13 protein-coding genes and 1 pseudogene are annotated in these 11,769 nt (G+C 35.1%); 4 read left to right on the forward strand and 10 right to left on the reverse strand.

Translation table 11 applies throughout. The features are described 5' to 3' along the window. Window positions 1–16: 16 nt before the first annotated feature. From RMN97_RS06260 to tpx, 10 genes and pseudogenes are all read right to left on the reverse strand, one after another. Window positions 17–190 (reverse strand): hypothetical protein, encoded by a 174-nt coding sequence (locus RMN97_RS06260; RefSeq protein ID WP_309613664.1) that lies wholly within the window; start codon window positions 188–190, stop codon window positions 17–19. Beyond that, window positions 180–431 (reverse strand): hypothetical protein, encoded by a 252-nt coding sequence (locus RMN97_RS06265; protein WP_309613665.1) that lies wholly within the window; start codon window positions 429–431, stop codon window positions 180–182. The genes RMN97_RS06260 and RMN97_RS06265 overlap by 11 nt, the downstream gene beginning before the upstream one ends. Window positions 432–435: 4 nt before the next feature. Beyond that, window positions 436–837: a DUF5675 family protein gene (locus RMN97_RS06270; RefSeq protein WP_309613666.1), complete on the reverse strand. Its 402-nt coding sequence runs from the start codon at window positions 835–837 to the stop codon at window positions 436–438. Beyond that, window positions 837–1,595 (reverse strand): hypothetical protein, encoded by a 759-nt coding sequence (locus RMN97_RS06275; protein ID WP_309613667.1) that lies wholly within the window; start codon window positions 1,593–1,595, stop codon window positions 837–839. The genes RMN97_RS06270 and RMN97_RS06275 overlap by 1 nt, the downstream gene beginning before the upstream one ends. A gap of 937 nt (window positions 1,596–2,532) precedes the next feature. Then, window positions 2,533–3,666: a 3,4-dihydroxy-2-butanone-4-phosphate synthase gene (ribB, locus tag RMN97_RS06280; protein ID WP_309613668.1), complete on the reverse strand. Its 1,134-nt coding sequence runs from the start codon at window positions 3,664–3,666 to the stop codon at window positions 2,533–2,535. Between the two features lie 467 nt (window positions 3,667–4,133). Next, a pseudogene (locus RMN97_RS06285) lies at window positions 4,134–5,543 on the reverse strand (LptF/LptG family permease); the annotation flags it as partial. A 6-nt stretch (window positions 5,544–5,549) separates the two neighbouring features. Further along, window positions 5,550–6,191: an outer membrane lipoprotein carrier protein LolA gene (locus RMN97_RS06290; protein WP_309613670.1), complete on the reverse strand. Its 642-nt coding sequence runs from the start codon at window positions 6,189–6,191 to the stop codon at window positions 5,550–5,552. 1 nt (window position 6,192) lies between these two features. Continuing rightward, entirely contained in the window at window positions 6,193–8,628 is a 2,436-nt protein-coding gene (locus RMN97_RS06295; RefSeq protein ID WP_309613671.1) for a DNA translocase FtsK, read from the reverse strand. A gap of 44 nt (window positions 8,629–8,672) precedes the next feature. Continuing rightward, complete coding sequence (locus RMN97_RS06300; protein WP_309613672.1) at window positions 8,673–9,047, reverse strand: diacylglycerol kinase family protein; 375 nt, start codon at window positions 9,045–9,047, stop codon at window positions 8,673–8,675. A gap of 9 nt (window positions 9,048–9,056) precedes the next feature. Then, window positions 9,057–9,554 carry a thiol peroxidase gene (gene tpx / locus RMN97_RS06305; RefSeq protein WP_309613673.1) on the reverse strand — a complete coding sequence of 166 codons (498 nt, stop codon included), beginning with the start codon at window positions 9,552–9,554 and terminating at the stop codon, window positions 9,057–9,059. A gap of 156 nt (window positions 9,555–9,710) precedes the next feature. On the opposite strand from tpx, the gene RMN97_RS06310 reads away from it, so the two are divergent. The 4 genes from RMN97_RS06310 (at window position 9,711) to RMN97_RS06325 (ending at window position 11,740) form a co-directional block, all read left to right on the forward strand. Then, window positions 9,711–10,034 carry a metalloregulator ArsR/SmtB family transcription factor gene (locus tag RMN97_RS06310; protein ID WP_309613674.1) on the forward strand — a complete coding sequence of 108 codons (324 nt, stop codon included), beginning with the start codon at window positions 9,711–9,713 and terminating at the stop codon, window positions 10,032–10,034. Between the two features lie 60 nt (window positions 10,035–10,094). Further along, on the forward strand, window positions 10,095–10,571 hold the full coding sequence (locus RMN97_RS06315; protein WP_309613675.1) for a DUF6428 family protein: 477 nt from the start codon (window positions 10,095–10,097) through the stop codon (window positions 10,569–10,571). A 132-nt stretch (window positions 10,572–10,703) separates the two neighbouring features. Continuing rightward, a complete protein-coding gene (locus tag RMN97_RS06320) occupies window positions 10,704–11,318 on the forward strand; it encodes a class I SAM-dependent methyltransferase (RefSeq protein ID WP_309613676.1) in 615 nt (204 codons plus the stop codon). 2 nt (window positions 11,319–11,320) lie between these two features. Beyond that, window positions 11,321–11,740, forward strand: a complete 420-nt coding sequence (locus RMN97_RS06325) for an arsenate reductase ArsC (RefSeq protein ID WP_309613677.1) — start codon at window positions 11,321–11,323, stop codon at window positions 11,738–11,740. Window positions 11,741–11,769 lie beyond the last annotated feature (29 nt).

The raw sequence follows: 11,769 nt of genomic DNA on the forward strand, positions 1-11,769 counted from the left end.
AATCAAAACCGGACTTTTATTTTTTAGATTTTGTCACCCATTTTAAGGTAAGAGAAATTACAAAACTAACAGTTGCTCCAATTACTGCTAAGATAATTGTTTTTATAATATCTTCAGAAAGGATATTAGGTAAAATACTCAATACAGTTCCCGAAGCAGTGCCAGTCTTTAAAGTGATATTAGTTTCCATCGCGAGCTTTGTTGAGGTTTTCAATTTCATTTTTGGCTTTATCTTCAACAGTAATTTGACTCACTGCAGATAAAACCCCACCAGCAACAGCTGAATATCCGGCTATGGTTACCACCACGGCTGGCAATGCCACCGGAGCAGCAATAATACTGCCGCTAACAGCCAATAAAGCCAAACCAATGGTTCGCAAAATCTTAAAAAACTTAGGGGTAGGCGCTTTCGCCCTTTGAACTACATTCATGATCTTATGATTTAGTAGTGATTACTAATTTTACAACTTCATCAGAAGCAAGAACAGGATAAACCAACTTCTTAATTACCGACAAAGCTTTTCTAGAAAAACTTCCCTTTCCAATTCCAGTGTGCTTAGTTACAGGAGCTATACAGCCTAATAATTCTTTCTTGGCATCATTGGCGGGATGAATCAATATCAAATCTCTTCCCGGAACATTCACTAAATGCAAGTGCCAACCAAATTTTTTACTGAATCGCTGCTGCAGTATATATTCTCCTTCAGGAACACAAGAAACTCGCTTTTGGTTTTGCAACCAGGGCAGCTCGATGGTATAACAAATCAAATTGCCGTTCCATTCCAAAGTTCCCTGTGTCCCTTCCGGAAAATAAGTTCTATGCAACACAAGAACCATTACACGCCACTGTCAACTTTTACAATCGCCAATGGGTTAAAGGCACCATTTTTCAATGGGTACATCTGTCCGTTGATTTCTTGGTAGAATTCAACACCCAAAGCCAAAAACAAAGGTTTAGTACTCGCAGGAGTAACCGCATTTACCTGATTGATAGCTGCAGTCGCAGTAACATCCCAAGGCAAAATGGCTGTTTCAGAAGTAGAAACTACAAAAGTTTCAGCTTCAAAATCCACTTCTGCACCTGCAGAAATGATTTTAAAGTGAGATGTCCCACTTGGAGCTGCTAACATGTTAGCAGGCACAAAAGAAGCCAAATCAACTGTGATGTCACCAGTAACTCGGTCAATTGTACCAACATAAGGAGCATACAAACTGGTTCCCAGTTTACCTCTGATATTGAATTCAAAACCGAATAACAATTCAGCTTCTCCATCAATAACGTTTCGTAATCCTCTGTCGCTAACTAAGTCAGCTTGGATTACTTTTACCATTGCTTGTGTAAGTCTACTTACCATTCTACCATCAGCAGAATTCAATAGCAACGGTCTAAGAGCAGTTCTTAAAAGCTTTCCTGCTTTTCCTGCTCTACCAAACTCAGAACCATTTTCACGTGTTCTCTGGAATGCAGGATCACTTTTGATTCTGCTGGCATCTATGCCTCCTTTTTCACGAGCCAAATGACCGTCTTGGGTTTTATAAAAGGTAATATCCCCGATAGTACCTTTCAATTTAATTATGCCTTTCTGTCTGGCCATAACTTCAAAATTTTAATTAATAAATAATGTTCAAACTCCGTCAATCCAATCCTGTTGCAACACTTTCCGACTGATTCGAGAACAAAGTTTACACTTAAACTAATCATTTAAAATAAGGCACCATTCCAAAAGTCAACCAATAGAATAAATGGCATTAATAAACAAAGATGTCATCAAAAAACAGCCTCAAAACGCTTAAAAAGACCACTTAAAAACAAAAGGATTATTTCCTAACTTTAAACATCAAACGGAATTAATCACGATGAGGTTAAAACCTGGTCAAAGCCATATCAAAGGCATAGATAAAGTATGAAATCACAGAATAAGAGGCTATGTATCTACCCAAAGGATATACAGCGTATAACCGGCAAAAGTTACCGTCAAAGTCTTAGACTACTCAATAAAATTAGAAACGACCTTAACAAGCTCGAGAATGAGTTTGTGAGCATAGAAGAGTTCTGCCAATACACTAGCTTGAAATATGAACAAGTAATGACCTTGATCGTTGATTAAAATTTAACCCAACCAGTTCAATTTTTGACCACAAAAAAAAGGTAATCTCATCCGGATTTTGTATATTTGAAGTATCAATATAAGTCAAATTGAGTTAAAATTAAAGGTGCACAATTCGGTGCACTCATTCTGATAAAAGTCTGTAAAGCCAGTAAATACAAGGGGTGCTATTTTTAAAAACGTCCCTCTTTCTCCGCAATATAAAACCCGAATCGAAAGTTTCGGGTTTTTTTTATTTGTAAGAAGTGCCAAAAGTTTCCTTTTGAGTGCTTTTTGCAAATAAAAAAGTATGGCTATGCAATAGCCTATAGGTTTTCCTTTGCTCAGGATTCCCTTCTGGGCTCAACGTAGTTAATCCTCTTTCTCCACAAAAAAACCTTCAAGTTTTCTTGAAGGTTTTTTATTTCGGATATAGTATAGTTATTTAATAAACCACATATTCAGTTATTTCCAATCCGTATCCAATCATACCAACACGCTTGGTTTGCGTCGTGTTTGAGATAAGTCGAATTTTAGAGATGTCGATGTCGTGTAGTATTTGCGCACCAATACCAAAATCTTTCACGTCCATTTTGATTTGTGGCACTTTGAAATTGCCTTCAGCTTGTAAATGTTTCAACTCAGTTAATCGCTGTAATAAGTCCGAGGAGTCAACTTCTTGATTGATGAAAAGGATTGCCCCTTTTTCCTCTTTAATAATACGGTTAAAAACATCGTCCAACTTTTTATCCATAGCCGTTGCTAAAGTATTCAGAATGTCATTATTCGCTTGGGTAGAATTAATTCGGGTAAGTATTGGTTCACCCAAATTCCAGCTTCCTTTGGTCAATGCCAAATGCACTTGTTTGTTAGTGGTTTGTTGGTAAGCACGCAAACGGAATTTACCAAAACGAGTTTCTATCTCAAAATCGTCTTTTTTGACAATCAAACTATCGTGTTGCATTCTGTAGGCCACTAAGTTTTCAATAGAAACGAGCTTAAGATCAAATTTCTTAGCTACTTCTACCAATTGTGGTAAACGTGCCATAGAACCATCTTCGTTCATGATTTCTACAATCACACCAGCAGCTTTGAAACCAGCCAATCGTGCAAAGTCAATTGCGGCTTCGGTATGACCAGTCCTACGCAATACTCCTCCTTGTTTTGCCGTCAGAGGAAAGATATGTCCCGGTCGAGCCAAATCGTATGGTTTTGTTTCTTCATTCACTAAGGCTAGTATCGTTTTAGCTCTATCAGAAGCTGATATTCCTGTGGTTACACCATGACCTTTTAAATCTACAGAAACGGTAAAAGCGGTTTCCATATGGTCGGTGTTATTTTTTACCATCGAATGTAATTCTAATTCATCACAACGTTTCTCGGTCAATGGTGCACAGATTAAACCTTTTCCGTGAGTAGCCATGAAGTTTATCATTTCAGGCGTTACTTTTTCGGCTGCAGCCAAAAAATCACCTTCGTTTTCACGATCTTCATCATCAACTACGATAATAATTTTTCCTTGTCGAATGTCTTCGATGGCTTCTTCAATTGTATTGAGATGTATTTTCATATCGCTCATTAAACTTTAGTGTTTTGTACTTCTTTCAAATAAATCCTATTATAAAAATAGAATAGAGGATAGAATGGGAAAGCTCCAAGCAAAACAATGATGATGTTTAAATCAGGTTGATTCTCTGCTTTTTTTCCTATTGAAAGTAATATTGTTTGTGCTTTATAAATAGTAAAATAGAAAAGACAGCCAATAATTGCAACTAGAATTAGTAGAGCAGTACCTTCTAAACCACTCGTAAATGCCAGAATTAGTAATACCAGATAGCCAGTAAAAGCAAACATGCTAAACACATGATATTGTTTCAGATAGCTTTCAATTTCTAAAGTATCGGTAATGACAGCTTCTTTTTTTGGCACTTCTTTGTTTTGAGTTTTTAACACTTTTTGGTCAAGTGTTTTATTATCTTCTTTAATAGTATAATTTCCTTCAGTTCCGACAGTTTCAACCGCTAATTCAGTTTCGTCGTCCGTTGGGAAAAAACGTTTATAAATAGTGGTAAGCCAATCAAAATCTATACTAACACCTCGGTCTTCAGTAGCTCTTTTGGTTAACAAAATTGCTAAAGGTCCAAGTACGAATGAAGACATCCAACAACCCAAAAAAGGCGATATTTCATCTTGCTGCGCCACTTTTTTTCCAAACGTATTGATGAAGTGAAAAATGATAAAAATAAGTATGGCAAATACAATAGGCAATCCCAAACCTCCTTTTCGAATAATTGCACCCAAAGGCGCACCGATAAAGAACATCAATAAACAGGCAAAAGCAATTACAAATTTATCATAAAGTGCAATCCAATGCAGGTTAATATTTTTTTGTTTGTCACTCAATTCAAAGCGTGAGCTTTCTAAAGAAAAGTTAGTTGCATCAACGTTACTACTTGCTACCCTGAGTATTTGTGTTTTATCACTAAAAGAAAAATTGTTTAATAAACTGGCAGTATTCAATTTGGGAAAATTGCTGTTGGTTGTAAAATTTGAAGTGTTGATAGAAGAACGTTGGTTTATGTTCTCCGCAATGGAAACCATGTCTTTATTATAGTTTTTCTGCAACGAATCAAGCGTGAATCTTAGCTCACCAACAGTAAGCATAGTGTTGGTATTGGTGATTTGCTCTTCGTCCAAATTAGCACTATTCAACTTTGAAAGGTCAATATTGATAACATAGGTTTTGAATTCGCTTTTGGCAAATGGAACTTTGTTGCGATCTTCAAATTTTTTAGGAATAATGTCTTCGTAATAATTTCCGTCTTTTAAAACTAATTTCAGGGTGTTTGAATTTTCACTGCTTATTAATTCTCCTTTTTTAGCTTTGATAACGGTGTTGCTTCCTGCACCAGTGTTGGATAATTTGTGGATGGTAACACCGCTTAGGTATCTGCCATTATCACCTGATTTCTTTTCAACTTTAATATTATACGTTCCAACCTGACTGAATTGCCCTTCGGCTATAGCCATTGCGGGTTTTACTTGGGCTATATTTCTACGAAAGTTGATGAACTTATATTCGGCATACGGAATTACATTATTGGCAAAGATGAAAGCAACAACACTGAGTATAGCAATAAAGTAAATCAGGGTTTTCATCGAACGCTGCAATGATATTCCGGAAGATTTCATTGCGGCAAACTCATAATTTTCAGCTAAACTTCCAAAAGTCATAATGGAAGCCAATAAAACAGATAAGGGTAAAACAAGCGGAATAATACTTGGCATTTTGAACAAAAGGAACTTCAAAATCATAATAAAATCTAAGTCCTTACCGGCCAATTCAGAAATGAACAGCCAAACTACTTGCAAAACGAATATGAAAAAGAGAATTACAAATACCGTAGCAAATGTAACAAGGAAGGATTTTAATAAGTACTTGTCAAGTATTTTCACCCGAAATTAATCTAGTTTATTGATGTAGTAATTTGAATATTTACTAGGCACAAAGGTAAACTGATTTTTTGATAATGGCTGATTGGTTTTAAAAGAATTAACAGTAAGCGTGGTTTTAGTTCCATTTTTACCCATTTCAATCACATTGTAGATGTTTTTGGTTTGGGAATCAATGCCTAATAAGACTTCTTTTCGTTGGTCTTTGGCATTGGTTGGGACTAATTTGATATACTGTATTTTTCGACCTTTTACATCCTGAAGAATGTCCCAGCTATATTTATAACCACTATTGAAAAAGCTAAGCATTTTAGATGGTGTAATCGCACTGTCATCTTTTTCACTTAAACCCGATACGGTAACTTCTTCGTCCTCTGGAACTATAGTGTAGTTTTTTTTGCCATCAAATATTTTGGTAACACCCATGAAATTCAACACATATTTATTGTCTTGAATAATTACATTTCCTTTACTCTCTTTGTTGATATTCTCCTTGTTATTGTTCAGAGTGTATTTAAAATCAATGATGATGTTGTCGTAGGATTTAATCTTAGCTGTTACTTGGTCTAACAACTCTTTTGCTTTTTTATCTTGAGCATTAGTAGTAATAGTTACTAAAAGTAAAATAACAATTGATACTATCTTGTTCATTTTAATCATTGTTTTGTTCATTATTAAAGAATTCGTCTAATGAAGCCAAGTCTGTAATGTTAACACTTCTTGCTTTGCTTCCTTCAAATTGACCTACGATTCCCGCCGCTTCTAACTGATCAATCAATCGACCTGCACGGTTATAACCCAATTTCAGCTTTCTTTGCAATAATGATGCCGAACCCTGTTGAGCGGTTACAATTATCTCTGCCGCTTCTCTAAATAAGTTATCTCTTTCGGATATATCAAATTCTAAATTTACGCTACTACCTTCTTCACCAACATATTCGGGCAATAAATAAGCACTGGCATACCCTTTTTGTGAACCAATATAATCTACAATCCGTTCTACTTCGGGTGTGTCTACAAAAGCACATTGCACACGCACTAAATCATTTCCGTTAGAATACAATAAATCTCCACGACCTATTAATTGGTCAGCACCTTGCGTATCTAATATGGTTCGCGAATCTATTTTAGAAGTAACTCTAAAAGCAATACGCGCCGGGAAATTAGCTTTAATAATTCCTGTAATTACATTTACCGATGGTCGTTGTGTGGCAATGATTAAATGAATTCCGATAGCACGAGCTAACTGTGCCAAACGGGCAATTGGTGTTTCCACTTCTTTACCGGCAGTCATAATTAAATCGGCAAACTCATCAACCACCAAAATAATATAAGGCAGGAATCGATGTCCGTTTTCCGGATTTAATTTTCTGGCTTTGAATTTATCGTTGTATTCTTTGATGTTACGAACCATTGCGTCTTTTAATAAAGAATAACGGTTGTCCATTTCAATGCACAACGAATTTAACGTGTGAATTACTTTGGTGTTATCAGTAATGATAGCATCGCTATTATCGGGAAGTTTTGCCAAATAATGACGTTCAATTTTATTGAAAAGTGTTAGCTCCACTTTCTTTGGATCGACCAAAACAAACTTAACTTCTGCAGGATGTTTTTTGTACAATAACGAGGTTAATACCGCATTCAATCCAACCGATTTCCCTTGTCCTGTTGCACCAGCCATCAAAAGGTGTGGCATTTTTGCCAAATCTACCACGAAGGTTTCATTGGAAATGGTTTTTCCTAAAGCAATTGGCAATTCCATTTCCGCTTCCTGAAACTTGGCTGAAGAAATCACTGTCTTCATAGGAACCATAGTCGGATTTTTGTTTGGAACCTCAATTCCAATCGTTCCTTTTCCCGGAATAGGAGCTATGATACGAATTCCTAATGCTGCTAAAGACAAAGCAATATCGTCTTCTAAGCTTTTGATTTTAGAAATACGAATTCCGGCTTCCGGCACAATTTCATATAGCGTTACCGATGGACCAACCGTTGCTTTGATTTGGGCAATGTCTATTTTGTAGTTTTTCAACGTTTCTACAATTCGGTTTTTGTTTTCTTCTAGTTCTTCCTGATTGATAGTGATACCAACCGAAGTATATTCTTTTAGCAAATCAATCGTTGGGAATTTGTAATTAGATAGTTCTAATGTTGGGTCAAATTCACCAAAGTCAGCTACTAATTTTGCAGCTAAATTTTCTTCTACAACATCTTCGTCAGCCGCTTTTTCTATCACAAAAGCTTCGTCATGGGTTGTTATAGTCTGTGGTTCCTGAATAGGAGGAGTAACAGCCATTTTTATAGTTGGCTCTAAATTAATTTCAGAAGCGTTTTCAATCGTTGGTTTTAAGCCTTCTTTATTGATTTCAAATTGGGAAGGTTTTAAAGTTGGTTCTTCCAGCTCTTCGGCTTCTTTAACAGCAAATTCTTCTAAATTATAATCGGCTCCACTTTCTGTTGAAGTTAATCCATTTAAATCATCTTTGATGGCTGCGTGTTTCTTTTCAAAGAAGGTTTTAATTGCGTCTGGGGAAATTTTTATTTTGAAAATTAAATAGATGACAATCGCAAATACAATTCCGAGTAATGTTCCGATTTTACCGATATAATCCTGTATAAATTGATTGAGTTCGTATCCTATTGTTCCGCCTAATTCGGGAATAGTTGTAGCAAAAAAACCAAAAGTTATCGACAATACTATGATAGCAAACAAATCCCAAAACCAAGTGTTTTTGAGTTTTCGAATAGGTAAGTCTAACAGCAAAAAGGCACCACTCAAAAAGCACAACTTGACAAATAAGAAGGAAGCTACTCCAAAACCACGATAGATAAATAAGTCGGCTACATAAGCACCAAATTTACCCAGCCAATTTTCTACAGCTACGCTTCTGTCTGTTATAGAATCAACAGCGCTTTGGTCGGCCTGACCGGATACAAAGAAGGAAATAAAGGAAACCAAAAAAGCAATTGACAATAAAACCAAAAGAAAACCAAACAGCATTCGGTACTGCTTTTTGGTCTTTAAAATTTTAATATCCGATTGGGGATCTTTTTCTTTAGGATCTTTTTTTACTGTTTTTGCCATTGGTTAGTTATAATCGCTATAAAAATAGAAATTTAATCGAATGATTATAGAAATTTAGGAACATAAATTAATAATCCTACTACTATGGCAGCGGTTGCAGCAAACATTACAGCTCCAGCAGCAATGTCTTTAATAAAGCCAATTCTATCGTGAAATTCAGGGTGAATGAAATCGGCAATTTTTTCAACAGCCGTATTCAGACTTTCAATTCCTAAAACTAATCCAAAAGCCAAAGTTTGTATCATCCATTCTTCTCTTGAAATATGAAAATAAAACCCGGCAATTACAAGTAAAACAGCTAATGAAAACTGAACCATCACACTGTGTTCGGTCGTGATAAGTTTATAAGCGCCTTTGAGTGCAAAACCTACACTTTTTAATCGTCCGGAGAAAAATGAATTGTCTTTTTGGAATTCCATATTTAGTAGTTATAGTGCAGCAATAGCTGCTTCATAGTTAGGTTCATTAGAAGTATTCGGCACTTGTTCGGTATATTTTATAATGCCATTTTCATCAATTACAATTACTACTCTAGAGTGCAAGCCAGCAAAAGCTCCTTCAATAAATTCAAGGCCATATTCTTTTCCAAAATTTCCAGTATTGAAATCAGAAAGATTGATTACGTTTTCCAATCCTTCTGCTCCACAAAAGCGTGTTTGAGCAAATGGCAAATCGCGAGAAATACACAAAACTTTAGTATTTGGAAGCTTGCTCGCATCGGCGTTAAATTTCCTCACTGAAGTTGCGCAAGTCGCAGTATCAATACTTGGAAAGATATTCAGGACTAATTTTTTTCCTGCAAAATCACTCAAGCGTACGTTTGATAAATTGGTTGTTAGTAATTTAAAATCGGGTGCTTTTGAACCAACAATTGGTAATTCGCCATTAGTGTTTACTGGATTTCCACCGAATAGTACTGAAGCCATAAAGTATGTTTTTTTTGAGTGTCAAAAGTAGTAAAATATTTTAAGATTAAAGTTTAGAGTTTTGTGATTTACGGGCAATGTAAATTTTATTTGAAATTATTTGGTTTGTATTATTGTTTTATCGTATTATTGCAATATAATAATCAACGTAAAATCATGGGAGCTTCTAAATCAGATTTCTTTACCGACAAACAAAACGAATTAGCATCTTTGTTCAAAGCCTTATCGCATCCGGCAAGAGTTGCCATTATTGAATATTTGTTGACCGTTGATACTTGTATTTGTGGCGACATTGTTAATGAATTGCCTTTGGCACAACCCACAGTTTCTCAGCATTTAAAAGAGCTGAAAAATGCAGGAATCATCAAAGGAAGTATCGAAGGAACGGCGATTTGTTATTGTATTAACGAAAACACATTGAAAAAAATAGAAAGTTATTTTTCAATCATTAACACCAAATTAAAAAATAAATGTTGTTGAATATTAGGGAAAAAGGAAAAAGGATAAGATTTTCTTTCTAACAATCTAAAAATCTAAATCATGAAATTATCAGAAATTAAAACAGAATTAAAAAAGCTAACTACCATTGCTTTTCAATTGCCTAACGGTGAATTGGTTCCTAATCATTTTCACGTTACTGAAGTAGGTAAAGTGACCAAAAACTTTATTGATTGTGGAGGAACGGTTCGCAATGAGGAAGTTGCTAATTTTCAATTGTGGGAAGCCAATGATTATGATCATCGCTTGCATCCTGAGAAATTGGTCCACATCATTGAACTTTCAGAAAAAATATTGGGTTTAGGCGATTTGGAAATTGAGGTTGAGTATCAAATGAAAGATACCATTGGTAAATTTAGTCTTGATTTTGAAGGAACAAATTTCCTATTGACTTCAAAAGAAACAAATTGTTTGGCTAAAGATTATTGTGGAATTCCCGCAGAAAAAATCAAATCAAAAATGGGAGAGTGGAAAGAAAAGGAAACTTCTTGTTGTACTTCTGATTCCAATTGTTGCTAACATGAAAGAGTTCACCATCAAACACAAAAAGAAAATTATAATTACTTTATCGGTTGTACTTTTGAATCTTATTTTCGGATTTGATCCAAAATTTACCATTATTAATATTGTTTGGTTGTTAGTTTAAATTTTATGGAAAGAAAAGAACATTGGGAAAACGTGTTTTCCACCAAAAATGAAAAGGAAGTGAGTTGGTATCAAGAAAGTCCAAAAACATCGTTGGACATCGTTACAAAGTTAAATATTCCTAAAGATGCTAAAATCATTGATATTGGTGGCGGCGATAGTTATTTGATTGATGAGTTTTTGAATCTTGGATATACTAATTTGTATCTCTTGGATATTTCTTCAAAAGCCATTGAACGGATTAAAAATAGGTTAGGAGCAAAGGCAAAGAATAAAGTAACTTTTATCGTTTCTGATATTTTAGATTTTCATCCAGATGTAACTTTCGATTTGTGGCACGATAGAGCTTCTTTTCATTTTTTAACAGAGGAAAATCAAATTGCAAAATATGCAGAACTCGTTGCTTCGGCTGTAACGAAGAGTGGAAATCTAATTATTGGAACTTTCTCTGAAAATGGACCAAAAAAATGCAGCGGTTTGGATATTACACAATACGATGAAACAAAATTAAAAGCATTTTTTGAAAGAGATTTTGAACTTCTTGATAGTTTTACAGAAGATCATCGAACTCCTTTTGGCACCATTCAAAATTTTATTTTCTGTAGTTTTAAAAAGAAATAAGCATGAAAAATATTTTAGTACTATGCACCGGAAACAGTTGCCGAAGTCAGATGGCACATGGCTATTTAGCTCATTTTGCCAATGTCAAAAAAGTTACGGTGTATTCCGCTGGTGTCGAAACGCATGGAGTAAATCCATTAGCAATCGCCATTATGAAAGAAGATGGCATTGACATTTTGAACCATACTTCCAATAATGTCGATGAGTATTTTGATATTCCGTTTGATTATGTAATTACGGTTTGTGATAATGCCAAAGAACGCTGTCCATTCTTTCCGACGAATGCCGTTAAATTGCATCATAATTTTCCAGATCCTTCCAAAGTAAAAGGTTCTACAACGGAAGTTATTGAAGAGTTTCGAAAGGTAAGAGCAATGATTAAAGAGTATTGTAAAGCATTTGTTTCTGAATATAAATTATAAAAGTCCTGATTTCTCAGGACTAAATTTAA

This window comes from Flavobacterium sp., assembly GCF_031381455.1.
Lineage (GTDB): Bacteria > Bacteroidota > Bacteroidia > Flavobacteriales > Flavobacteriaceae > Flavobacterium.

Excerpts from the sequence above, each read along its gene's own strand:
- RMN97_RS06260 (WP_309613664.1), bottom strand. The coding sequence starts at position 190 with ATGGAAACTAATATCACTTTAAAGACTGGCACTGCTTCGGGAACTGTA.
- RMN97_RS06265 (WP_309613665.1), bottom strand. The coding sequence starts at position 431 with ATGAATGTAGTTCAAAGGGCGAAAGCGCCTACCCCTAAGTTTTTTAAG.
- RMN97_RS06270 (WP_309613666.1), bottom strand. The coding sequence starts at position 837 with ATGGTTCTTGTGTTGCATAGAACTTATTTTCCGGAAGGGACACAGGGA.
- RMN97_RS06275 (WP_309613667.1), bottom strand. The coding sequence starts at position 1,595 with ATGGCCAGACAGAAAGGCATAATTAAATTGAAAGGTACTATCGGGGAT.
- ribB (WP_309613668.1), bottom strand. The coding sequence starts at position 3,666 with ATGAGCGATATGAAAATACATCTCAATACAATTGAAGAAGCCATCGAA.
- RMN97_RS06290 (WP_309613670.1), bottom strand. The coding sequence starts at position 6,191 with ATGAACAAGATAGTATCAATTGTTATTTTACTTTTAGTAACTATTACT.
- RMN97_RS06295 (WP_309613671.1), bottom strand. The coding sequence starts at position 8,628 with ATGGCAAAAACAGTAAAAAAAGATCCTAAAGAAAAAGATCCCCAATCG.
- RMN97_RS06300 (WP_309613672.1), bottom strand. The coding sequence starts at position 9,047 with ATGGAATTCCAAAAAGACAATTCATTTTTCTCCGGACGATTAAAAAGT.
- tpx (WP_309613673.1), bottom strand. The coding sequence starts at position 9,554 with ATGGCTTCAGTACTATTCGGTGGAAATCCAGTAAACACTAATGGCGAA.
- RMN97_RS06310 (WP_309613674.1), top strand. The coding sequence starts at position 9,711 with ATGGGAGCTTCTAAATCAGATTTCTTTACCGACAAACAAAACGAATTA.
- RMN97_RS06315 (WP_309613675.1), top strand. The coding sequence starts at position 10,095 with ATGAAATTATCAGAAATTAAAACAGAATTAAAAAAGCTAACTACCATT.
- RMN97_RS06320 (WP_309613676.1), top strand. The coding sequence starts at position 10,704 with ATGGAAAGAAAAGAACATTGGGAAAACGTGTTTTCCACCAAAAATGAA.
- RMN97_RS06325 (WP_309613677.1), top strand. The coding sequence starts at position 11,321 with ATGAAAAATATTTTAGTACTATGCACCGGAAACAGTTGCCGAAGTCAG.